The sequence below is a fragment of the Leptolyngbya sp. Heron Island J genome (genome assembly GCF_000482245.1).
Taxonomy (GTDB): domain Bacteria; phylum Cyanobacteriota; class Cyanobacteriia; order Phormidesmidales; family Phormidesmidaceae; genus Leptothoe.
Window position 1 is genome coordinate 136,016 of the sequence record NZ_AWNH01000071.1, and the last position, 22,188, is coordinate 158,203.

Annotated in this window: 24 protein-coding genes, 1 tRNA gene and 1 riboswitch; of the genes, 11 read left to right on the plus strand and 14 right to left on the minus strand. The window is 49.5% G+C overall.

Features of this window, described 5'->3' with window-relative positions; all coding sequences use genetic code 11:
- Positions 1 to 5 precede the first annotated feature (5 nt).
- Entirely contained in the window at positions 6 to 803 is a 798-nt protein-coding gene (gene pstB, locus N836_RS59920) for a phosphate ABC transporter ATP-binding protein PstB (protein WP_023074436.1), read from the plus strand.
- A gap of 111 nt (positions 804 to 914) precedes the next feature.
- On the opposite strand, the gene N836_RS59925 is transcribed toward pstB, so the two are convergent.
- The 3 genes from N836_RS59925 to N836_RS59935 all read right to left on the minus strand — a co-directional run bounded on the left by N836_RS59925 (position 915) and on the right by N836_RS59935 (position 3,798).
- Positions 915 to 2,144 (minus strand): DUF445 domain-containing protein, encoded by a 1,230-nt coding sequence (locus tag N836_RS59925; protein WP_023074437.1) that lies wholly within the window; start codon positions 2,142 to 2,144, stop codon positions 915 to 917.
- A complete protein-coding gene (gene ubiE, locus N836_RS59930) occupies positions 2,141 to 2,848 on the minus strand; it encodes a bifunctional demethylmenaquinone methyltransferase/2-methoxy-6-polyprenyl-1,4-benzoquinol methylase UbiE (protein WP_023074438.1) in 708 nt (235 codons plus the stop codon). The genes N836_RS59925 and ubiE overlap by 4 nt, the downstream gene beginning before the upstream one ends.
- A gap of 83 nt (positions 2,849 to 2,931) precedes the next feature.
- The gene (locus tag N836_RS59935; RefSeq protein WP_235071129.1) at positions 2,932 to 3,798 is read right to left on the minus strand and encodes a response regulator; all 867 of its coding nucleotides are present in this window, start codon (positions 3,796 to 3,798) and stop codon (positions 2,932 to 2,934) included.
- 291 nt (positions 3,799 to 4,089) lie between these two features.
- On the opposite strand from N836_RS59935, the gene N836_RS59940 reads away from it, so the two are divergent.
- The 4 genes from N836_RS59940 (at position 4,090) to thiC (ending at position 8,730) form a co-directional block, all read left to right on the plus strand.
- Positions 4,090 to 4,449 (plus strand): VOC family protein, encoded by a 360-nt coding sequence (locus N836_RS59940; RefSeq protein ID WP_023074440.1) that lies wholly within the window; start codon positions 4,090 to 4,092, stop codon positions 4,447 to 4,449.
- Positions 4,450 to 4,564: 115 nt separating this feature from the next.
- The gene (locus N836_RS59945; RefSeq protein WP_023074441.1) at positions 4,565 to 5,509 is read left to right on the plus strand and encodes an SGNH/GDSL hydrolase family protein; all 945 of its coding nucleotides are present in this window, start codon (positions 4,565 to 4,567) and stop codon (positions 5,507 to 5,509) included.
- A gap of 79 nt (positions 5,510 to 5,588) precedes the next feature.
- Positions 5,589 to 5,685, plus strand: a riboswitch (TPP riboswitch).
- Between the two features lie 107 nt (positions 5,686 to 5,792).
- Positions 5,793 to 7,298, plus strand: coding sequence for a sodium:solute symporter family transporter (locus N836_RS59950; RefSeq protein WP_023074442.1), 1,506 nt, complete (start codon positions 5,793 to 5,795; stop codon positions 7,296 to 7,298).
- Between the two features lie 58 nt (positions 7,299 to 7,356).
- Entirely contained in the window at positions 7,357 to 8,730 is a 1,374-nt protein-coding gene (gene thiC, locus N836_RS59955) for a phosphomethylpyrimidine synthase (RefSeq protein ID WP_031293412.1), read from the plus strand.
- A gap of 164 nt (positions 8,731 to 8,894) precedes the next feature.
- Here the strand turns inward: thiC and N836_RS59960 are convergent, their stop codons facing one another.
- The 3 genes from N836_RS59960 to pyrE form a co-directional block, all read right to left on the minus strand.
- Complete coding sequence (locus tag N836_RS59960) at positions 8,895 to 9,248, minus strand: hypothetical protein (RefSeq protein WP_023074444.1); 354 nt, start codon at positions 9,246 to 9,248, stop codon at positions 8,895 to 8,897.
- A complete protein-coding gene (locus N836_RS59965; RefSeq protein ID WP_023074445.1) occupies positions 9,245 to 11,095 on the minus strand; it encodes a vanadium-dependent bromoperoxidase in 1,851 nt (616 codons plus the stop codon). Before N836_RS59965 ends, N836_RS59960 begins: the two co-directional genes overlap by 4 nt.
- A gap of 150 nt (positions 11,096 to 11,245) precedes the next feature.
- A complete protein-coding gene (gene pyrE, locus N836_RS59970; RefSeq protein ID WP_023074446.1) occupies positions 11,246 to 11,899 on the minus strand; it encodes an orotate phosphoribosyltransferase in 654 nt (217 codons plus the stop codon).
- A gap of 193 nt (positions 11,900 to 12,092) precedes the next feature.
- On the opposite strand from pyrE, the gene N836_RS73625 reads away from it, so the two are divergent.
- Positions 12,093 to 12,524 carry a hypothetical protein gene (locus N836_RS73625; RefSeq protein WP_023074447.1) on the plus strand — a complete coding sequence of 144 codons (432 nt, stop codon included), beginning with the start codon at positions 12,093 to 12,095 and terminating at the stop codon, positions 12,522 to 12,524.
- 43 nt (positions 12,525 to 12,567) lie between these two features.
- Here N836_RS73625 and N836_RS59975 read toward each other — a convergent pair.
- Positions 12,568 to 12,640, minus strand: a tRNA-Ile gene (locus tag N836_RS59975).
- Positions 12,641 to 12,811: 171 nt separating this feature from the next.
- Here N836_RS59975 and N836_RS59980 point away from each other — a divergent pair.
- The 3 genes from N836_RS59980 (at position 12,812) to N836_RS59990 (ending at position 15,764) form a co-directional block, all read left to right on the plus strand.
- Positions 12,812 to 13,072, plus strand: a complete 261-nt coding sequence (locus N836_RS59980; protein ID WP_023074448.1) for a hypothetical protein — start codon at positions 12,812 to 12,814, stop codon at positions 13,070 to 13,072.
- A 48-nt stretch (positions 13,073 to 13,120) separates the two neighbouring features.
- On the plus strand, positions 13,121 to 14,509 hold the full coding sequence (locus N836_RS59985; protein ID WP_023074449.1) for a hemolysin family protein: 1,389 nt from the start codon (positions 13,121 to 13,123) through the stop codon (positions 14,507 to 14,509).
- Positions 14,510 to 14,705: 196 nt separating this feature from the next.
- Positions 14,706 to 15,764: a Gfo/Idh/MocA family protein gene (locus N836_RS59990; RefSeq protein ID WP_023074450.1), complete on the plus strand. Its 1,059-nt coding sequence runs from the start codon at positions 14,706 to 14,708 to the stop codon at positions 15,762 to 15,764.
- Here the strand turns inward: N836_RS59990 and N836_RS59995 are convergent.
- Positions 15,754 to 16,014, minus strand: coding sequence for a hypothetical protein (locus N836_RS59995; RefSeq protein WP_023074451.1), 261 nt, complete (start codon positions 16,012 to 16,014; stop codon positions 15,754 to 15,756). The two genes, N836_RS59990 and N836_RS59995, sit on opposite strands and share 11 nt — an antisense overlap.
- Positions 16,015 to 16,197: 183 nt before the next feature.
- Here N836_RS59995 and N836_RS76015 point away from each other — a divergent pair, with 183 nt between their 5' ends.
- Positions 16,198 to 16,437, plus strand: coding sequence for a hypothetical protein (locus N836_RS76015; protein ID WP_152532214.1), 240 nt, complete (start codon positions 16,198 to 16,200; stop codon positions 16,435 to 16,437).
- Here N836_RS76015 and N836_RS60000 read toward each other — a convergent pair.
- The 4 genes from N836_RS60000 to N836_RS60015 all read right to left on the minus strand — a co-directional run bounded on the left by N836_RS60000 (position 16,384) and on the right by N836_RS60015 (position 18,361).
- Entirely contained in the window at positions 16,384 to 17,439 is a 1,056-nt protein-coding gene (locus N836_RS60000) for a DUF3326 domain-containing protein (protein WP_235071130.1), read from the minus strand. The genes N836_RS76015 and N836_RS60000 overlap by 54 nt on opposite strands.
- Before the next feature lie 32 nt (positions 17,440 to 17,471).
- Entirely contained in the window at positions 17,472 to 17,696 is a 225-nt protein-coding gene (locus N836_RS60005; RefSeq protein WP_023074453.1) for a hypothetical protein, read from the minus strand.
- Between the two features lie 47 nt (positions 17,697 to 17,743).
- The gene (locus tag N836_RS60010) at positions 17,744 to 18,064 is read right to left on the minus strand and encodes a 2Fe-2S iron-sulfur cluster-binding protein (RefSeq protein ID WP_023074454.1); all 321 of its coding nucleotides are present in this window, start codon (positions 18,062 to 18,064) and stop codon (positions 17,744 to 17,746) included.
- Between the two features lie 114 nt (positions 18,065 to 18,178).
- Complete coding sequence (locus N836_RS60015) at positions 18,179 to 18,361, minus strand: hypothetical protein (protein WP_023074455.1); 183 nt, start codon at positions 18,359 to 18,361, stop codon at positions 18,179 to 18,181.
- A 419-nt stretch (positions 18,362 to 18,780) separates the two neighbouring features.
- On the opposite strand from N836_RS60015, the gene N836_RS60020 reads away from it, so the two are divergent.
- Positions 18,781 to 19,332 (plus strand): DUF2854 domain-containing protein, encoded by a 552-nt coding sequence (locus N836_RS60020; RefSeq protein ID WP_023074456.1) that lies wholly within the window; start codon positions 18,781 to 18,783, stop codon positions 19,330 to 19,332.
- A gap of 28 nt (positions 19,333 to 19,360) precedes the next feature.
- Here the strand turns inward: N836_RS60020 and pgeF are convergent, their stop codons facing one another.
- Both pgeF and cimA read right to left on the minus strand, forming a co-directional pair.
- A complete protein-coding gene (pgeF, locus tag N836_RS60025; RefSeq protein WP_023074457.1) occupies positions 19,361 to 20,173 on the minus strand; it encodes a peptidoglycan editing factor PgeF in 813 nt (270 codons plus the stop codon).
- A 31-nt stretch (positions 20,174 to 20,204) separates the two neighbouring features.
- Positions 20,205 to 21,860, minus strand: a complete 1,656-nt coding sequence (cimA, locus tag N836_RS60030; RefSeq protein ID WP_023074458.1) for a citramalate synthase — start codon at positions 21,858 to 21,860, stop codon at positions 20,205 to 20,207.
- Positions 21,861 to 22,188 lie beyond the last annotated feature (328 nt).

Genomic DNA, 22,188 nt, shown 5'->3' on the forward strand with positions numbered 1-22,188 from the left:
AAACTATGCAAGATACACGTCCCAAAACTATGACCGATAACGCTCTGAAGGCTGAAAAGATTTCAGTTTACTACGGCTCTAATCTAGCCGTTAAAGACGTTTTTCTGGATATTCCCCGCAATCAAATTGTTGCCTTTATTGGCCCTTCTGGATGTGGTAAGAGTACGGTTCTACGATGCTTTAATCGGATGAACGACCTGATCCCCAGTGCTCGTGTGGATGGGAATATCCTGTTTGATGGGGAAAATATCAGTCGGCTTGACCCGGTGGAACTGCGTCGTCGTGTGGGAATGGTTTTTCAGAAGCCTAACCCATTTCCCAAGTCTATCTACGAAAACATTGCTTTTGGTGCCCGCATCAATGGTTACCAAGGCGATATGGATGAGCTAGTTGAGAGTTCTCTGAAAGGGGCAGCTCTTTGGGATGAGGTGAAGGATAAGCTTAAGGAAAGTGGTCTTGGTCTGTCGGGTGGACAGCAGCAGCGTTTGTGCATCGCCCGTGCGATCGCGATCGAACCTGAAGTCATCCTGATGGACGAGCCCTGTTCTGCCCTGGACCCCATCTCCACTCTGAAAGTGGAAGAACTGATGCATGATTTGAAGACACGCTACACCATTGTAATTGTGACCCATAACATGCAGCAGGCATCCCGCGTTTCCGATAAGACTGCCTTCTTTAATGCTCAGGCAACTGAGGCAGGTGGCAAGATGGGCTATCTAGTTGAGTATGACGAAACTCAGGTGATTTTTAGTAACCCTCGCGAAGAGTACACCCGTGACTATGTGTCTGGCCGGTTTGGTTAATTAAGCGGTCGTTGCTCAACAGTATTATCACGATATTTCAAGATATCTCCGTAAGGGCTCCCCTGGTGGGTGCCCTGTTTTTTGGGGTGCCAGGTAACAAGGGTGCTGTCCCTACTGAAATAACAACAAACCAGCTTGCATGAGGCCGATGGTGAAACCCAAAATACCACCCAGATTAACAATGGCTTGTAGCTCATTGCGAACAATACCTTGAATAGCCGTCTCTAGATTGCGAGGTGAGGTGGCATTGACTCGGTCCATAATCACCTGGTCAATATCTAAAATCGGAATTGCCTTAGCAACAATCGTTTCTAAGTCTTCTTCTAGATAGCGTTCTAAAATTAAGGCGAGTTCCTGGCTAGCTGTGTCTAGAGATTCAACCACCACAGAAGATGTCTGTAAGCGCTTCAATAGCCGCTGGGCCACCTCCTGCCAATCGATTGAATCACTCAGTCCCTTCAGTAGTGGCACGCCGTCAGTTTGTAGATATTTTCGAATGGTTTGGCGCAGGGTGATCCGCAGCTGTTGAACCGTAGAGATGGGGAAATCTTGTAACGAAAAATTTTGTAACCATTCTTGAAATCGATTCTCCACCCGAAGTTCAGTAATAAGTTCGGCAATCCGATTGTTGCATTTGGAAGGCTCATCCAGACAATAAGTACGCAGGCGGGTGAGGGCATTGCGGACGCCGAAAATGTTGGCCACTACCCAGTAGGTGCCACTCGTCTTTTCCCGTAGGGTTTCATCAATGACTTTGATATTGCGATCGGTAAGAAAATCAATAATCAACCGTCGCAGTCGATCGGGGGGTAAAATCCCCTGGCGTACCCAGGTGGATATTTGTTGGGCCTGGCCTTCACTCAGGCGAAATTCCAGGAGGATCTGATCAAAAATCTGGTCGATTTGATCGGCAAGAAAATTCTCATCTCTCGCCCACACCTTCAGCATTTTGGGTAACGATTGGCCCAACATATCCTGGAGAATATTGCCGAGAATATGGGCTGTTTTATCCTGGTTAGTGGTTTGGGTTTGAGTCAGTGCCAGCTTTAAAAGCCAGCGGATAGCTCCCTCCATCCGTTCGGTTTTAAGCAGTCGTTTAGCCAGTCGTTGCAGTTCTTCTGGGGTCAGGAGCGAGCCCATGATGGTGTCGGCAATGCGTTTGGCCAGGCGACTTTGATTGCTGGGGATAAGACCTGGGGTAAACGGCAACTGCCGCCCAAATAGATAAATAGGGCGATAGGGACGAAATAGCATTTTGATGGCTAAATCGTTGGTGAAATAGCCAATAATGCCACCGGCAATAGGTGGCACGATTAATACGATCGGAGAAAACTGGCTCATTTTTGTGCCACAAGGACACCCATCATTCCTCCAAGCAGAGGGTAATGAACAGCCTTACGAAAACCTACCTTTTTTGCGAGGGCAATTTGCTCACTGCCAATGGGGAATCGCTCTACGCTGGGGCCGATGTAAGCATATTCCTCGGTGAGACCGCAGCGCTTGGCTGTAGGGACGACAATGGTGTTGAGGTACCATTGTTGAAACTGTTGTGCTAAAGCGGAGCTGGGTTGGTGAAAGTCCAAGATAGCGGCTCTAGCACCGGGCTTTAAGACTCGCTGCAGTTCTTTAAGGCCTTGAGAGATATCAATCAGATTACGTAACCCGTAGCCCATGGTTAGGGCATCAAACTGCTCTGCATCAAAGGGCAAACTGAGGGCATCGGCCTCAATCCAGTTAGTGCAGTTGGTGTAGCCTTTCGCTGCAGCCCGCTGGCTGGCGATCGCCAGCTGCTCTACAGCAAAGTCTGCTCCTGTTACCTGGCCTTGAGGACCTACCTGACGGGCTAACAGCAACGCCAAATCCCCACTGCCGCAACACACGTCTAGCACATTCATCCCAGGCTGGGCCCCACTCCAATCCACAGCCATTTGTTTCCAAACCTTATGCAGACCAAAGCTCAGCGCTTGGTTGAAGTCATCATAGACCGGGGCAATCCGGTCAAATAAATCACGAATATAGTTGGCGTCGGGGATAGCCTGAGCCATCAGTATTTTCCTACGGACACGTTTACTCAGCCACCGTTACATATGGCAACTGAGCCCGCCTCCTATCATACTGCTGCCAGGGCCTATCGACAGCGGACTGCAATCAGAGCCTGGGCCATCTGATTGATGGCAATTGTGAGAATATCGCTGACGTCAGCTAAAGTGCGATAGCTATGGGACCAGTGTAAGGAAACGATAGCTAAGAGCCGATCTTGAAAAACGATGGGAGCCACTAAGTGGGCCTTTGTTGCGGTTGTTTGATAAAGAGGATCGCTGACATTACTGGCGCTAACATCGGGTAGCGTCTGCAGGGTACGGGTGGCGAGTACGGCCTGCACAAGAGGGTTTATGGTGAGGCTCTGACCGCCCAGATTACCAAAGATTGCAGTGGGTCCATTTTCCACGCACTGAATCACACATAGCTGGGCCGATAGCGTTTGGCCCCATCCGTCAGCAATAAGTTGCAGCGCCTCGCTTTCGGATAAATCCATTTGTGATAGCTGAGCTACTCGACTCATGAGTTGAGATTGTCGGTCAGCTACATAAAGGGCATGATGGCTTTCCTTGAGCAGTTCATAGGTGTCTGCGGCTTTTTGTACCAACTGCTTGAGCTGGGTGGGTTCCCAGGGTTTTGTAATGTAGCGATGGACTTGACCATTATTAATGGCTTGTACCAAATCCGTTACGTCGGTAAATCCTGTCAGAATGATCCGAACCGTGTCCGGAAAGTCAGGTACTGTCTTACTCAGAAATTCGGTCCCACTCATATCAGGCATACGCTGATCGGAGATGATAACGGCAACCTCGCCATCGTCTTCTAACACTTCTAGGGCTTTGCGTCCGCTTTCAGCTCTGAGCACCTGATATTCGCGACGAAACGTGCGGTAAAGCAAGTCTAGATTGTCTGGCTCATCATCGACTACTAAAAGACGAGGCTTTTGCCTAGTCAAAACGTGTGCTGCATTCAAGGGACTGACTGTATTCATTTAGATTTGCAGGAATCCACAGTAAGCAATGTTTATGGATGAGCGATATCCATGGATATCACATCAGACTGTGTTTGACTGATGCTATTAGTAAACCCAGGTGGACCAGAGTTTAACGCCGAACAGCAAGTCTCTGACTGGCGATGTAATATCCCTGAACGCATGTGTTTGATATAGATGCAATATACCTGAATTACTAAGGTTGGTTGAACCCAGGCCCGATACAATAAGATAGCTGAGTCAAAAAAATAAGGGATGTTACAGTCAGTACTTCACACTGCTATCAATGTTTCCAATTTGACGGCAGCAGAGCATTTTTATGGAGAAATCCTCGGACTGACCAAGGTCGATCGGACCTTGAAGTTTGCAGGGGCCTGGTATCAGCTGGGCTCGTTCCAAATTCACCTAATTGTAGCTGAGCGTGATTATGCTCAGCCAGAGTCCGATGAAAAATGGGGGCGTCTGACTCATTTAGCCTTTGCGATCGCAGATCTAGAAGCCGCCAAACAAAAACTGACAGTCGCTAACGTACCCATGCAAGCGAGTTCATCGGGGCGGGCCGCCATCTTCATCCAAGATCCAGACGGTCATGTGATTGAATTAAGCCAACTCTAGGAATGCTGGGAGCCAGTCGATCTATACATAAACTTGGCAGCGTGTTCATACGGGGCATGGTAGCGTAAGGTTTAACGTTGACTATTGATATATTCTTTCTCGCTGGGGGCTATCCGTGAAAGTTGTTATTTTAGGATTGCTTCTTTCTGTAACCGGATTTCTCTTAATAGAGCTAGCATTGAGGCTATTATTCGGGTTTGGTAATCCCCCCCTCTACATAGGGGATGATGATATTGGGTATCTGCTGGCACCTAATCAACGGGTCAGACGATTGGGGAATCTGATTACGATCAACCAGTACTCAATGCGCTCAGATGAGATTGAGAAAACTCGACCAGAAAATACTCTGCGGGTGTTTCTGATTGGCGACTCCATTGTCAATGGCAATTGGTGGACCGATCAGTCTGCAATCTTGTCGGCACTACTTAAGCAGTCCCTGGCCAGGTCCGAACAGCAGCAGGCCGTCGATGTCCTCAATGCTTCGGCGAATTCTTGGGGGCCTCGTAATGAGCTGGCTTATCTACAACGGTTTGGTACCTTTGAATCACAAATTGTCATGTTGGTCATCAATACCGATGATTTATTTGGGGTGCAGCCCAATCCACTGCAGGTCGGTAAAGATCGCAGCTATCCCGATAAAAAGCCACTGTTAGCTGTTTTAGAACTGGCTGGCCGGTTCAGAAAACAACCGCCCATTCCAGGACTCAAAGAGATTCAAAATGAAAAAGGCGATCGCATCGGTAAAAATCTCACCGCGATTGCTGAGATTAAGCAATATGTCGATCATCATAATGGCATTTTGTTGTTAGCGATGACTCCTCTCAAACGAGAAGTGCTCAACGGGCCGAGAGACTACGAAATTGTTGCACGTCAGCGAGTTGATGAATTTGTTACACAACAACACATTCCCTATGTGGATTTCTTAAGACATTTTCAAGATACTGCTAATCCTGTGGGCCTCTATCGCGATCACATTCACCTCAGCCCCAGTGGCAATGCGCTAGTTACACAATCCTTAACTGAGCTAATTCTGCAGGTGCTGCCTGACTCAGAGCGATAGCTATGTTCTCTCGCGTCCGCTCTTCGGTATGGCTGTGTTGCCCCCGCCTGCTAACGGCTCCTTCCTGTGGTAATATCAACAACAAAGCTAGGGGTGCCCGCCATGACGGGCTGAGATTATACCCTCGGAACCTGAGTCTGGGTAATGCCAGCGTAGGGAAGCAGCCGATTTAGTGGACTGTTACTGCCGAAAGCATCCGTGGGAAAGTCAGGGGAGAACGTCTGTAATTTGCAGACAGTGCTCATCGCTCCTAGTGATTTGCCCAACGAGATGAGGAAGGCCTGTGTCCATCGGAGCGATTGCGTTACTGGTAACCCTAGTAACAGCAGCGGCATTTACCTTATTTGGTGTGTTGTATGCCGGACGTCAACACATTGATTTAGAAGGCTATATGGTCAACCGCAACCAGGTGGGTGGGTGGTCAGCCTTAGCGACGGTAACAGCTTCAGCTTTAGGTGCCTGGATTTTATTTAGCCCCCAGGAGGCTGGGTCTGCATTTGGTGGAGTCTCAGCGATTCTAGGCTACTGTCTCGGCTCGGCAGGAGCCGTGGCCTTATTTTTTGTGGTGGGGCCACGATTGCGTCACCTGATGCCTCAGGGGCATTCACTTAATGAGTACGTCAAATATCGTTTTGGTGGCCCCATGTACTGGCTGGTCGAGGCGGTCATTGTCTTCTACATGTTTATTTACCTAAGTGCAGAGCTGACGGCTATTGCTAAGGCGCTTCAACTAGTGGCCGATGTGCCATTGGGGGTAACAGCTTTGGTGGTGATTACAGCGGTGTTTATTTACACCACAGTCGGTGGCTTGGGCACCACAATTTTGACTGACGTGGTGCAGTTTGTTGTGATTGTGCCTTTATTGTTGATCTGTGCAGGGGTGATTGTGGTTGCCCTGGGGGGGAGTGATGCCTTTGGCGCTGTTGTTGCTCAACAACCTGAGCTGTTGTCCCTGGGCAATATTAGCGGTATTCGATTTGGGGCCACACTGATGATTGCCATTGTGGCCGCAGAAGTGTTTAACCAGGGTAACTGGCAGCGGGTCTACGCCTGTCGTGATAGTCAAACGGTCCGTCGGGCATTTTTGGGCTCGGCAGTAATTATTCTGCCACTGATCTTTATTGCTGGTTTGCTGGGAGTGTTAGCTGTGCCTTTGGCTGAGGTGCAGCCTGACATTATTGGTGAGACAGCTTTGTTTGGGTTGTTGAATCAACTGGCTATGCCTGGCTGGGTTGTAGTGAGTGTGATTGTGCTGGCCTTAGCTCTGGTGATGAGTAGTCTTGACACCATGCTCAACGGGATTGCCAGTGTGTTTACGCTGGATCTCATACGAGTGTTGCCCGATCCGTCTGCTAATAATGTGCTGCGAGTGTCACGGATTTTGACGGTATTGGTCGGGGTGCCTGCGATCGCAATTGCAGCTCAAGGTTACAGTGTCCTCTATCTGTTTTTTGTGGCCGATTTGATCTGCGCAGCCGTACTCTTTCCTATGCTTTATGGACTTTATAGCCGTCACCTAACCGGTGTTAACGCCTTTGTTAGTTCTGTAGTTGGTATGGTGGTGGGATTGTTGTTTTTCCAGAAGCCAGATTTTGCACCCTTGTTTTCAGCAGTGCCAGGCAGTGCCGACTTACTGCACAGTTTTACTGCAGCACTGATCACTTCAACAGTAGTCACCCTGGTTTGGACCACATTGGCTAAACAACAAGGCACGGCTCAAGTCTTTAACTACGACGAGTTAAAGACTCAGGCGTATTCAAGCTCCACGGACGAGAGCCTGCCTGCCTAAGGTTGCCTGAGTAAATTGTCACGTTTTTGTTAACTTGCCCACTTCATTACTTTTGGATATGAGAACGAATTGGATTACTTCCCGCCGCGGACAAGCAAATGTTACCCAGATGCACTATGCGCGTCAGGGCATTATCACCGAGGAAATGGCGTATGTTGCCAAGCGAGAGAACCTAGCCGCAGACCTGGTTAAAGACGAAGTGGCTCGGGGACGGATGATTATTCCCGCTAATATTAACCATCCCAATTTAGAGCCCATGGCCATTGGCATTGCCAGTCAGTGTAAAGTCAATGCCAACATTGGAGCCTCGCCCAATTCTTCTGACATCAGCGAGGAACTGGAAAAACTCAATCTCGCTGTTAAATATGGGGCTGATACGGTCATGGATCTCTCTACGGGAGGAGGGAATTTAGACAAAATTCGCACGGCTATTATCAATGCCTCCCCAGTCCCCATTGGCACTGTTCCCATCTATCAAGCTCTGGAAAGTGTCCATGGCAGCATTGAAAATCTATCTGAAGATGATTTTCTTCACATTATTGAAAAGCATGCCCAGCAAGGGGTGGACTATATGACCATCCATGCCGGTCTGCTGATTGAATATTTGCCGTTGGTCAAAAATCGTATTACCGGTATTGTGTCTCGGGGTGGCGGTATCATTGCTCAATGGATGTTGCATCACCACAAGCAAAATCCCCTTTACAGCCGATTTGACGACATCATCGAAATTTTCAAGCAGTATGATGTTTCCTTTAGTCTAGGGGATTCTCTGCGTCCAGGTTGTCTTCATGACGCCTCTGACGAAGCGCAGCTGTCTGAGTTGAAAACTCTGGGGCAACTGACTCGCCGAGCCTGGGAGCATGATGTCCAAGTGATGGTGGAAGGCCCTGGCCATGTGCCGATGGATCAAATTGAGTTCAATGTACGTAAGCAAATGGAGGAGTGTTCAGAAGCGCCCTTCTATGTGCTGGGGCCATTAGTAACTGATATCGCTCCCGGCTATGATCACATTACTTCTGCGATTGGAGCGGCCATGGCTGGCTGGTATGGGACGTCTATGCTTTGCTATGTGACTCCCAAGGAACATCTAGGACTACCCAATGCGGAAGATGTGCGCAGTGGTCTGATTGCCTATAAGATTGCGGCCCATGCGGCTGATATTGCCCGTCATCGTTCGGGGGCCCGCGATCGCGATGATGAACTCTCCCATGCTCGCTACAACTTTGACTGGAATAAACAGTTTGATCTATCCCTAGATCCTGAGCGAGCCCGTGAGTATCATGACGAAACCTTGCCGGCTGATATTTATAAAACAGCCGAGTTTTGCTCGATGTGTGGGCCTAAGTTCTGTCCGATGCAGACCAAGGTGGATGCTGATAAGCTCACGGAATTGGAAAAGTTTCTAGCTCAGGAGACTCCTGTTAAGGTATAGACCTGTCTATCTAGTGCCAAACCGTTTCAATATCATCAGCCACACGTTCAACAGACCCATTGTGGTCGAACGTGTGGCTTTTATACGCTTCGTTGTTGAGTGTAGCCTCCGTGGAACACTGGACACCTGAGGATGCTAGATACTGCAAGAAACAGTGGTTAAGACTACAGCAGTTGATTTAACAGCAATAAACTACCGACAATCAGGGCGAGCACGATTAGCCATGGCCAAGACTGCTTCAAGGTTTGAATCAGGCTGATCAGGTACCGATAAACCCTCAACAAGTCGGCATAGCGGTTTTTTCTCTTGGGTGGAGGGCAAGGTGGCGTTACTGGAGGAGAGAGAGCAGGCGGTTCTGGGCAAGAAGAGGGAGCTGACTGATAGAGAGGAGACCCATAGGGCCTCTGGGGATATCGCACAGAGGCAATGGGAGCAAACTCTCCACGATAGTTTTTAGTGGCTGCCCGCCCCCGCAGGGGCGGCTTTACCCTCAATGGCTGACGGGGTAAACGAGTCATCGGTTACCAATCCTCACAACATCGCCATCAAACGTGGGTACAGAGAGTACAAACGGATCGGTGGAGTAGGTTAATGCCTGCTCTTCAAGAATGCCCAGGGCAATCTCTTCACCCATGCGGAGACTGTCATAGTAGTCACTAAAGTAATGGACACCTGCCATATCACGGCCGATGGAGATATTGGCTGCTAGCTTGTTTAATTCACCTTCTAAGGTGAGAAAATCACCACAAGTAGATTCAACTAAGGCACCTTCAGGAGCCCCTTCACCCGTCGATGGATGGGACAGTGTGGGAGCACGGAAGACAACAGGAGTATCACCATCTTCTACCCGCTTGAACGCGACTGTCCCCTCTTGAGTCTTCGCGAGTACGGTGCTGGTATCAAAGAATGCCTTGAGAATGGTCACACAGGCACCTGCCACTGTAGCATGGCCTGCACCGTAGGCTGGGTGCATGGGGGAACCTTCAGGGAATGCCATTGGCAGGAAGTGGGTGCCTTTACCGGGGCCAATTTCGATTGCACTCAGAGTACTGGCTAATGCTGCTTTGAGGGCACCGATATCAGAGGCCAGTCGGGCAGGCACATGAGCACCGCATCGCAGTAGCTCAAGCTTGGCCGCCAGGGCTTCAGGACGCAGGCGAATGTGGTTGTTGAACTTCTGAAAACGAACTGCTTTGAGTCCTCGGGTAGCTACTTCGGTAACCAGATTGAGAATGTGTGGTCCACCATAGAGTGCAAACCCACCGGCATTACGACGAGTTTTCTGATTACCAACAAATGTAGTTCCGCCGGACAGTTGGTCAAATCCTGGGTCAAAGGGAGTGCCCATTCCCAACAGGATGATACAGGCGTTTAGATATGCCTCATAGAGAGCGTCATAGTGAACATAGGTGGCCAGATCGCGGGGGGTGGAGATGAACCGACGGGGGGCGCGATCCGGTGCTGAAACCGGTTCTTCTTTCTTGGCACCATAAGTTTCTCTGGAGGGTCTGATGCCACGCTGTACGTTTACGTACTCGGGCATAGTCACCATGTAGTTTCGACAAGGTTCGGCGATGGGCACTTTCTGGTCAATGTGTAGTACACCATAGGTGATTTGACCGTCTGCGATGCTACCGCCGCCATTGACGTCTGTATTGCCAATTAGCAAAAACTGAGAAAGGTATGGCCCGACTTCAACGCCAGGAGAAGAACCGCGAAAAACTGTCTGAGGGTCAAATTCCCCTGTGGCATCGACCTTCCGAGGTCGACCGGTTTGATTACTGACGTAGCTCAGGGAGTTCAGACGTGCGATCGCACTATCAATTTCTCCAGTAGACTGACCATTCTCGAAGGCATTCAGCGGTTGATCCCTTAAAATAGCCAGCTCATAAACCTCAGCCATTTCCAACACCAGCTCCGGATTAACCTGGCCAGTGGCATCTAGTAACGGCGGTGCCGGAGGCATAGTGACGGCCTGTGCATCGGGCCCTTGCAATTCATAGACTACACCAGCTGTCGGCGCTTCCCACTGTCTTAAGCTCCCGATAATGTTCGGATCGGTTTCGGGTGCAACTGCACCGGTGCCGCCATCTACCTTGAACTTGGCCCCGTGACGCACTCGATCCGTAAAGGGATCGATAAACCCATCATCAATGGCCCGACGAAATTCTACAAAATCTTGAGGATCTTGCAGCAAACCTGTATTTGGGTTGTGGGGTAAGCCTTTGGTGAATGACATAAAGTACTGGTCGCCAGCATAGCGTTGCTCATCCCCATTGGCTTCATGGGTGGGATACTCCCGGCTTCTAGCTAGCTCCGCTGCTTCTAAGCGAACAGCGTAGGACTCTTGGCGACGATCTGACATAAGAATCTCCCTACAAAAAGAATTGGCAACCTCGTAACAGAAGTGCGTATTTCAACTGTAGGATCTGCAACTCGAATCGCCAGTACCCATTTGGGTGCTTTTCAGCGCATTTGAAAGACTGTTGCCTGACGTAAAAATGAACAGAGATGATTAAGAAGAGAGAGTTTGGAGTTCTTGCCAACGAGCTTGGATCGCGCTGATGGTATAGACTGCCTTAAAGTCAATATTCTCATGGGCATAGTGTTCAGCTCCTCCTTGTTGCCGGTCAACTAAGGAAATAACCTGATTTACGGCATAGCCAGCCTCCCGTAAGCGAATGATGGCTGTCATGGCAGACTGTCCAGTAGTAACAACATCTTCCAAAATCACTACATTGCTTTGGTCCGGCAAGCTGGGACCCTCGATATAAGCACGAGTTCCATGGCCTTTTGCTTCTTTGCGAACAATTAAAGGCGTGACCGATCTACCTTCGTAAGCAGCCACAACACTGACTGCCGTAACAATTGGATCAGCACCTAATGTCAGGCCACCTACGCCAACAACGCTGTTGTCTAAATAGTCAAGCATTACCCGTCCTACCATCTGACCACCCTGGGGGTGAAGCGTGACTAGCTTGCCGTTGATGTAATAGTTGCTGCGCTGTCCCGATGACAGGACGAAATCGCCTTCTTTATAGGCGTCGGTGCAGATTAAATCGAGGAGCTGTTGTTTAACGGAGGTCAAGTCAGTTGAGATAGGGGGCGTGGCAACCATAGTGGTCAATATGAATGAATCGGTGGGCACTTTGGAAGAGGCGTTAGCCATTGGCTTGAATTATGTAGCTGAGAGACGTTGCAAAAGTTAGTAAAACAGATAAGATAGAGGCCAACTTTTGTTAGTAGCTCGGCTTTTAATTTTTGGCAGCTTTATTATTGACTGCTGGATAACGCTTAGCTAGTTTATCGATTTTTATGGACCGGGGTACTATATGCCCCAAAATGTGAGGTAGAAATCCGTCATGAAACTTAAGGGACTAGTACTCGGCACAGCGGTTGCGATCGCAACCCTCTCTGCCTTAGCGACCCGTGCTCATGCTCAAAACGCGACGTTTACCGAGCCCACGGTACTCGAAACATTAGACGATATTGCTACTCGCCACAGCGGCACTTACTCCACGGACCGCAGCAATTTTCGTCAGTTAGCCCACTTTTTTGGTATAGGTCTCCCCGGCGGTAGTCCCTACCCTGAGCTAGAGTTGGACCGCAATAGCGATGGTCTGCTCGAAGCCTACAACGAGTTAATGTTTCTGCAGACTCGTAATACTCCCGCGATTCGAGTCCCTGATTTAACCAATCCCTACAATACATCGTTGCAAATGATGCCTGGGGCACAATCAGCTGGGCGAGCAGTGGGCACTGAACTCAATTTTGAGCCGTTGCCAAGACGTTAGTATTAAGTCCCCGGAGCCTCAAAGGCTCCGGGGACTTAAGGAATCCAGGGTGCAGGAATCGAACCTGCCTGAGGCGAATTATGAGTTCGCTGCCTAATCCGCTCGGCCAACCCTGGGTGTGAGCACCTGTATTAGGCCCTTTATATCACAGTCAACTACTCAAAGTAGAGACGTAATAGTTTTTGATATATTTAAGTTAGCCTTACCTTTCTAAAGGTACACTGCTTCTATTGATAGTTGTGGTAAGTCTTTGCCCGCTCATCCTGGTAGAGTGACACCCTGACCCTATGAGAGTTAATCCAGCAATTGCGTTTACACTGATACTGCTTGCGGCCATGTTTGGCTCCGGGATTGTTAGCGCCTCTTGGGGATATTCATTAGGTAGGCAGGCTCTCACCGGTATTCGTCAACCAGAAACTCGGCCCGCTAGCGCATCCACGGCTAGCCGAGGTACCACCCAAACAAGCGACTTTGTCTTACTCAAAGAGGACGATGTCCTCAAAAACGTCAAAGCCCGCATTGAAGGTGGTTTGGATACTGCTGAGTAGTCGAATAATGCACCAAGTACATAAACCTAACCCCTCAGGGGTCTGGCAATGGCTGTGCAGGATTTAGTCAGTGATAGTGAGTTACCTATCAGTGCAGCAGGTGTCATGGTTCGTCTGTTGACGATTGGCGCGTTGATTATCCTCAACGCTTTCTTTGTAGCAGCAGAGTTCTCGATTGTATCGGTCAGACGTTCTCGGATTAATCAGCTTGCCTCTGTTGGTGATATTCAGGCGCAAACTGTGCAAAGTCTGCAACGCAGCATTGACCGGCTGCTGCCTACGACTCAAATTGGCATCACATTAGCTAGCCTGGCCTTGGGCTGGATTGGGGAAGATACCCTGGCGTTACTGCTGCACGGTTGGTTACGTCAGCTGCCCATTCCTACCAGCGTTGTTTCTCACGGCATAGCGCTAATGATCGCTTTTTGGAGTTTAGCCTATCTGCAAATTGTCCTAGGAGAACTGGTACCAAAATCCCTGGCTCTAAGTTACTCAGAGCAAACATCTCGGCTATTGGGGCCTGTTAGTCTCACCGTAGCCCGCCTATTTTCGCCAGTTGTATGGGTTTTGAATTGTTCCACCCAAGGATTGCTCAAACTTGTAGGTTTACAAGAGCAACGTCAAGCAGATGGCCAGCTCACGTCAGACGAGCTGCAGATGATTATTAGTACACCAACAGCGGTGCTCGATCTTGATCAAGAAGAACGAGAAATTCTCAATAATGTCTTTGAGACAAGAGATTTCACCGTGGAAGACATTATGGTTCCACGGACGCAAATTGTGGCCTTAGACGACACTGCTACCTGGCAAGACCTGCTCAACATCGTAGTCGAGACGGGCTATTCTCAGTTCCCGTTGATTGGCGACTCTCTGGATAACATCAGTGGCATTCTCGACTTTAAATCGATGGCTCAGCCCATGGCCCAAGGTCAGCTGACGTTTACCACCCCAGTCAGTACATGGATGAAGGCGGCTCGAGTCGTGCCGACGGACTTACCGCTGAGTGATTTGCTGAGTCGGATGCAGCAGTTAAACCATTCCATGATGATTGTGGTCGATGACTATGGTGGCACGGCTGGGTTGGTGACTTGGGCGGATGTAACGGCGGAACTCATTGGTGATGAGGATGGCATTGCACCGGGGGACATCGTCTACTTAGACGACCAATCAGTGCTGCTACCTGCCCAGATGGAAATAGACATCGTCAACAAGCAGTTTGCCCTGTCGCTCCCCACTACTGAGGATTATCAGACTCTGGCAGGATTTGTCATTCACGCCCTACAAAAAATTCCTGAAGCCGGTGAGCAGCTGCACTATAGCGATGATCTGATGTTTACGGTCAAGACTGTCAAAGGGCCTAAACTGGAGCAGATTCAAATTACTCGCCACCATGGTCCTCTACGGCGTCGTATCCCTCGCAGACAGCCAGGAAATTGACACAGCGGTATGGTTAGTAGGGTTGAACACGGTCACAATGCTGACAGAAAAAGCTTGCAGAATTAACGCTATAAGTAGAGCATTACAGCGACATGTAACTAAAGAACTAAGGAGTGCTGTGGTAATATCTGGTTGACTTTGAGGAAAGTAAAGTCATTCTGAGAGCAATGAGCTCTCTGGTGTGAGGGACCCTGGCGTGCAACAACGAGATTCTAAACTTGTAAGTGACCATCACGAAGATTTGATCCGAATCGGTGTGATTGGTGTTGGCAACATGGGTCAACATCATACTCGTGTACTCAGTCGGATCAAAGAAGTCCAGCTCGTCGGTATAGCTGATACTAATGTTGAACGTGGCTTAGCGACAGCAGGTAAGTACGGTGTCCGGTTTTTTGAAGACTACGACGAGCTGCTAAAGCACGTGGATGCTGTTTGTATCGCAGTGCCCACTCGGTTTCATCACCAGGTGGGGATGGCCTGCTTGCAGGCAGGCGTACACATGCTGATCGAAAAACCGATTGCTGCCAGTATCACTGAGGCAGAATCGCTGGTTAATGCGGCTGCAGAGGCAAATTGTATTTTACAGGTCGGCCATATTGAGCGCTTTAACCCGGCTTTTCAAGAATTACATAAGGTGCTCAAAACAGAGAAGTTGTTGGCCCTTGAAGCCAGGCGTATGAGCCCTTATTCTCAGCGGGCGAATGATGTGTCGGTGGTATTGGATCTGATGATCCACGACATTGATCTTCTGCTGGAACTGGCAGAAGCTCCGGTAGTTAAGCTGACTGCTAGCGGTAGTCGGGCTGGGGATTCCCCCTATTTGGACTATGTGACAGCAACGCTGGGCTTTGCCAATGGTATTGTGGCTACGCTGACTGCCAGCAAGGTCACTCATCGTAAGATTCGTAGTATTGCTGCCCACTGTCGTAATTCGCTGACGGAGGCTGATTTTCTCAATAATGAAATTTTGATTCATCGTCAGACGACAGCTAACACCATGACCGACTATGGTCAGGTGCTATATCGACAGGATGGATTGATTGAAAAGGTCTACACTAGCAATATTGAGCCACTTCATGCTGAGCTAGAGCACTTTGTGAACTGTGCACGAGGTGGTGGCAAACCTTCTGTCGGCGGTGAGCAGGCGCTGAAAGCTCTGCGTCTGGCTAGTCTAATTGAGCAAATGGCTCTAGATGGTCAAGCCTGGAAGACGGATGATGAGATGGCAGGGGTGTTACAGGCGGTTACTGTATAGCTGTAATTACGGTGGGTTCAATGGCGATCGCAACCAGTCCGTTCTCCTGGGAGGCGACGCCAAAAATAACTTCGCCCGCATGGGCAGTAAAGAAACAGTGACGGATGCCATCAACAACTCGACACAGGGCAATGGTACCTGAGCGCACTTGCCAAGCCTGTTCAGGGACATTGAGTTCCAGGACTTCATCTTGTTGAATATGGCACGCCGTTTGAGATGTTTGCTGAGGCGGAGTGCGCAAGGTAGACATAGGAATATGGGAGGTAGACTAAAGCTAGTCTTCTAGCATAGACAAGCAAGCCTGCAGATTAGGGCATTTCCTTATGTATCTTAGGAATGTTGAAATAAACTTTATGGAAATCTAATAGATAAGGATGTGGTCCTTGAGGGGCTGGGATCGCGCTCACTGGCTTGCTCAACCAAATTAGCGACTATGGTCAACCGCATCTGGAAACAAGCACTGTACATACTCATTTGGTTGAGTGTGAGTTGTGCAGCGGCAGCAAGCCACATCTATGGTTTTATGGTGTCTTTTGACTGTGATGATGGCATGCGTACTGGTGCAATTTGCACCTATGCCTATGGGGCATTTCTTTTAGGCGGTGTTACCTTTATTGGGCTAATACTGTTTGGTAGTTTCCAGGTGCTGTCTTGGTTGAGACAGCGGCTGTAGATGAGAGATTTGAGGGTTTAATGCCGTTAGGGCAATGCCTGCTCGCTGGCTTGCGATCGCACCAACAGCCTCCAAATATGACTGCACTGTTACGACGGGCAAATTTAGGGCCATCGCATCAACGGCCAGAGCCGTAGTATTATCCTGCACCGCAATAATTTGAGTTTTAGTCCCACTCAAACTAAGGACGGCACTGCCACCCAGGGTACTGGCTGGCATAATTAGCGCATCAACATCACTGGCGCTGATGCTATGGGTAGTGGCCGTGGCGCTAAACTGAGGAGCTTTACTCAACCCTGCCAGGACACAGGGCAAAAATGTATAGCCAATTTCCTCAGCGGCAGACCGAGGCGAAATTGTTGGATCGAGGGGCAGCGGCTGCAGGGCTGGAGCATGGGCGCACGGCACTTGAAATTCCCGCACGACTAGATGGCTGATCACCGCTTCAGCTCCGGCTAGGGGATCGACTCCTGTGCCCTGGCGATAGTCAGTCAGAGCAGCACTTCCCAGGTCATCTGGAAAGCGAGCAATGACGGCAATGGCAGTGCATCCTGCCTGCAGCAACTTCGCCACCGCCCGCAGCAGACTATCAGGGCGTTCTAATGTACCCCAGGTGGCTGCTTGGGCTTGTTTAAGCCGGACTCCCAAGGGAGCATCTGTTGTGACATAGCCATGGATAGTTAGACCTAGTGTGGCTCGGGCCGCATCGGCTGCTTGTAGATGTCGCCAGCGCAGCTCGTCTTCAATGGCCTGATCGAGCACGAGACCAATGGTGTTTTGGTGAACTGGCTGCAGCTGCCAGTGACCGGCAGCAAACTGATCAAGGCCATAGCCTTCGACGTAGTAGGCATTCGGGAGAGGCCAATAGAGCTGGGCCCCATTGAGTACATTTGGATGGGTGATCAAACGGTCGGTGACGGCTGCGATCGCCCGAGCAACCGGTAAGGCATCTCCCGCATAGCCCCCAATAGCTGCCCCTACTCCCGTTGGGACAATCATCATGGTGGTATGCGGACGGGTATTTTGAAATCCACTCATAGCTGAGTCAGGTCACCTACTGTTACCACAGCTTCCACTTGGGCCATGGTGCCATCCACTGAGGTGATTGCCCATCGCAGCGGCTCACCATAGAAACGCAGCTGTGTTTCTATGTGGTTTCGTAGAGCAATACCATCTGCCTGCAGCTCAATGGTCATCAAGACAAATTCTGTTGTCAGCGATGTGCTGCGATCTAATGCGTTATTGTGCAATCCCGTCATGCGATTGTGGGGTGGGCAGCGCCCACCGTTGACATGTCTGCGTAGCCCTAATTTTGAAACTGACCGAATTGCGCTTGATAAACTTCGTCTTCTTTTTCAGTTTCCAACTTGATATCAGACGTGGGATAAGCCACACAAAGCAGAGCATAGCCCTTGTCTTGAAGCTCCTGGCTAACGCCCATGCCGTCTTCCTGGGAGACACTACCCTCGGTGATCAACGCAGCGCAGGTGGTACAGACTCCCGCACTACAGGAGGTGGGCAGATCCAACCCAGTTGCCTGGGCTGCCGCTAAGATTGTTTCCTGTTCATCTACGGTGATGGTGTGAACAGTACCTTGGTGTTTAATTTCGACAGAATATGTAGCCATTTGACTGATGATTAAACAAAAAAATAAAAACGGTATTGAATGATTAGCTGCAGGGAAAACCGATTCCGGTTGTCTAATTCGGCGTTCTAGCCTGACCTATCGGTAAGGCGCAACTTAGCCTTGAGATTTTTCCTTAAAGACGCGCTCAAATTCCTCTAACAAATCATCCATTTCTTCTAAGGCCTGATTGACATCAATGCGTAATGTGCCCAGGTTAGGTTGCTCTAGCAGTTGTACTAAAGAATTTCGCTTTTCCCTGATTTGTTCAATTTGAGCTTTAAGTGTCTCTAAAGGCATAGTGTTATTTGCTCTCACCGTCTACAGACTCCAGAATAAGCAACTTTGGGTGATTAATGCTACGGGTGTGCTGGGTTCCCACAAACTGATGGAAATATCCGTAAATCCAGAGTTTACGGTCAAATCCCTTTACTATGAGATTAGAGGCAGTGCTTAGTTTGAGCTAATTAGCGTCGATATGTAGCAAAGGACAGCAGAATGAGGCTGAAAAAACGAGAAAAATGCTTAAAGTAGCCTATTTCCAGAACTCTAAACTGCTCTAACCAGTCCTCTAGCTGCTATACCTGAGATTCACTGAGCTAACCACGTCATCCTAAACACCTCCCATCCCATAAGTATGTACGTTTTTACGTACTGCATCTTCACTATTCACCACTCGCTGTTTAAACTCACCCTCCTTTTTGATTTAACGTCTGCATATGCTACGCAAAATTCCCCTTGGTGGTGTCCTACTATCCGTCGGTTCTATTCTGACTATTATTGGTTTTGTGGCCTATTTCAGAGATATGGCCACCTTAAACCTGGCAGGATTTTTCTATGGAATTCCAATTTTATTGGGGGGAGCCGCGCTGCGAGCTGCTGAACTAGAGCCTGTTCCCTACACCCAGCCTTCGAGCGATACTGTCATTGAGCTCCGGGACAAAACGGCGACCCAAACCCAAAACCAGGTACGTAAGGATGTGACCCGCTATCGCTATGGTCAAGAAGCTCATCTGGACCTGGCACTAGAGCGTTTGGGGCTGAGTCCGAACGACAAGCAGCGCCCTATTCTCAGTGGCCTACGAGAAGAGCTGAGGGATGGTGCCTATGCGCTAGTTTTAGAGTTTGACTCGCCCTATATGCCGTTGGAAACCTGGCAGGAAAAACATGCCAAGATTGAAACCTTTTTTGGGCCTAATATTCGGGCTGAAATCGACGCCCTCCCTGATGATCAGCTGGAGCTAGCGTTGATTACCGCTTCAGCAGCTTAGTGTTGCTAGAAACTTGTTTCTAGTTTCTCTAGGTACTGACAATGCCAGACCATTGCACCTGTTTGAGTTTGGTGCGTCGATATGAGAAAAATCGATCGGGCTCCTGGTAGGTGCAATGGGGGGCTGTGGCTACTTGTTCAGGGGCTAGGCCCATTTGCTCCAGCTGTATTTCATTGATGCGGCGCACATCTAGACGGACATGGCCTGGTTTACTATCTGGCAGCAGCGGCGGCTTCTCTAGATTGAGCAAGTGAGTAATGATATCTGCCTCCCTGGCAAATTGCTTGGTATCGACCACACTCAGGCCAATTTGAGTGGCCACATCAATGCCAACTTGGTAAACTTCACCTGCGATCGCAGGTCCTAATAGCACTCGCAGATCCTGCAGTCGAGAGCCTTGGCTTTGTAGCTTAGTAATCGCTATGGGTACAATCTGCTGAGCTGTACCACGCCAGCCAGCATGGGCAGCGGCGACTTGACCTGTGCGTTGATCGGCAATCAGAGCAGGGGTGCAGTCGGCTGTGCAAACCCAGGCGGCTTGACTAGAGTAGTTACTAAAGCAACCATCAGCGTGGGGACGCTCGATCTCCTCTGCTGTAGGCTGACTAGCCATGCTGGTGACCAATGATTTGGTCCCGGCTTTGATTTCTTCCGGGGCGAGGACAGCATTGCCGTGGACTTGTTGGGTTCTTAAAACCTCGGCTTCTACTCCCAAGGCTGATGTCAGGGTTTCAGGTGTTTGGGGGGCAAATGCCGATGTAAAAAAACCGTGGGGTTGAGAAATCAGATCGCAAGTTAAATAGGGTTTACCCTGCCAGGTTTGCCAGGTCCAATTATGCATGGTACAGAAGATCGATATAGGGTGAGTAGAGTCAAGACTGACACGCTACCAGCTTAGCTTCTACTTGCGATCGCAACTTCAGCAGACCGTATTCCAGACCTTCAACGACTGCCTGATAGGAGGCTTCTAAGATGTTGGGCGATAGCCCCACTGTCGTCCAACGGTGCTCTCCATCGCCAAATTCCACCAACACACGAGTTTTAGCCGCTGTGCCAGCCTTACTGTCAAGAATCCGTACCTTATAATCCGTCAAATAAAACCGCTCTAGTTCTGGATAAAACCGCTCTAACGCTTTACGTAGCGCATGATCGAGGGCCTCGACAGGTCCGTTACCCTCAGCAGCATGGAGCAAATTTTTACCATCCACCGACACTTTGACTGTCGCTAATGAAGAACTGCCAGCCTCAGGCGAACAAACCATGCTGCCGACATAGGGCATACGTTCACAATGAACTTGAAACCCCTGCACTTCAAACATAGTGGGTCGTTGTCCCAGAGCCTCGCGCATCAGCAGTTCAAAACTAGCCTCTGCCGCCTCAAACTGATAGCCCTCATCCTCCAGAGTTTTCAGTTGCTGCAGCAACTGGCGGGAAGTGGGGTTAGTGCGGTCTAGCTGGAGGCCAAAGCTACGGGCCTTAGCCATAATGTTGCTCAGCCCGGCTTGATCAGAAATTACGATTCGTCGGAGATTACCAATGGCTGTTGGATCAACATGCTCATAGGTCTTAGGATTACGCTCCACCGCGCTGACATGAATGCCACCCTTGTGGGCAAAAGCCGATAGGCCCACATAGGGAGCATGATCGTCTGGGGCTAGATTAACTACCTCGCTGATGTATCGACTAGTTTCAGCCAGGGTGGCTAGCTTGTCAGCAGGTAAGCAGTCATACCCAAGTTTGAGCTGTAAATTGGGAATTAGCGAACAAAGATTTGCATTGCCACAGCGCTCTCCGTAGCCATTGATAGTGCCTTGAATCATGGTGGCTCCTTCCAAAGCCGCCGTCAGCGCATTCGCCACTGCCAGCTCGCCATCATTATGGGTATGAATGCCTATCTGGGGAGGATTTCCTAAATTCAACGTTGTCAACCACTGGCTGACCGTGCGTACAATCTCAGTCACCTGATGGGGCAGCATACCACCGTTGGTATCGCAAAGGACTAGCCACTCAGCCTCAGCCTGGATAGCTGCTTCCAAAGTCTGCACCGCGTAGGATGGATTACTCAAGTAGCCATCAAACCAGTGTTCAGCATCATAAATGACTCGCCGTCCCTGCTGTCGCAGATAGGCGATGGAGTCATAGATCATCGACAGGTTTTCATCGAGATCCGTTTTGAGGCCCTCGGTAACGTGGAGATCCCAGGACTTGCCAAATAGTGTTACCCATTTAGTTCTAGCAGCTAGGGCAGCCGCCAAGGTCACATCTTCTGCCGCTGGAAGATGGGGGCGTCGAGTTGAACAAAAGGCGACTACTTCAGCCTGGCGAAGAGGCTGCATCTGTAGCTGGGTAAAAAACTGCCCATCCTTGGGATTTGCACCGGGCCAGCCCCCTTCAATAAAGGGAACTCCTAAATCGTCTAAACGACGAGCAATATTTAGTTTGTCTTCAACGGAAAGAGATAGCCCTTCACGTTGGGCACCGTCTCGCAGGGTCGTATCGTAAATCCAAAGCTGGGTGTGGGGAGACATAGCAACAGAAAACACAACGTAGGAAGTGAAGCTGGAAAATCTGGATAGATTGAGATGCTACCTGTGGTAATTGCCTAGTCGTAAATTTTGAACTTTATTTACTTTTTGTCTTTTGGATAGACGCAATTAATTTTTTAAAGACCCTGTGTACAGAGTTTAGACCTTTTATGAAGATTTCCACAAGCTAACATAGCAGATAAGTATGAATGAGGAAGCCCCTAACCACAGGTGTTTGGCAGCATTTTATACGCTGATTGCATCAGATGTTCGTGACTTAATTTGAGTGTTATTGTGGCCTATCCTCTGTTGAGGCCCAGAAAACTCTATG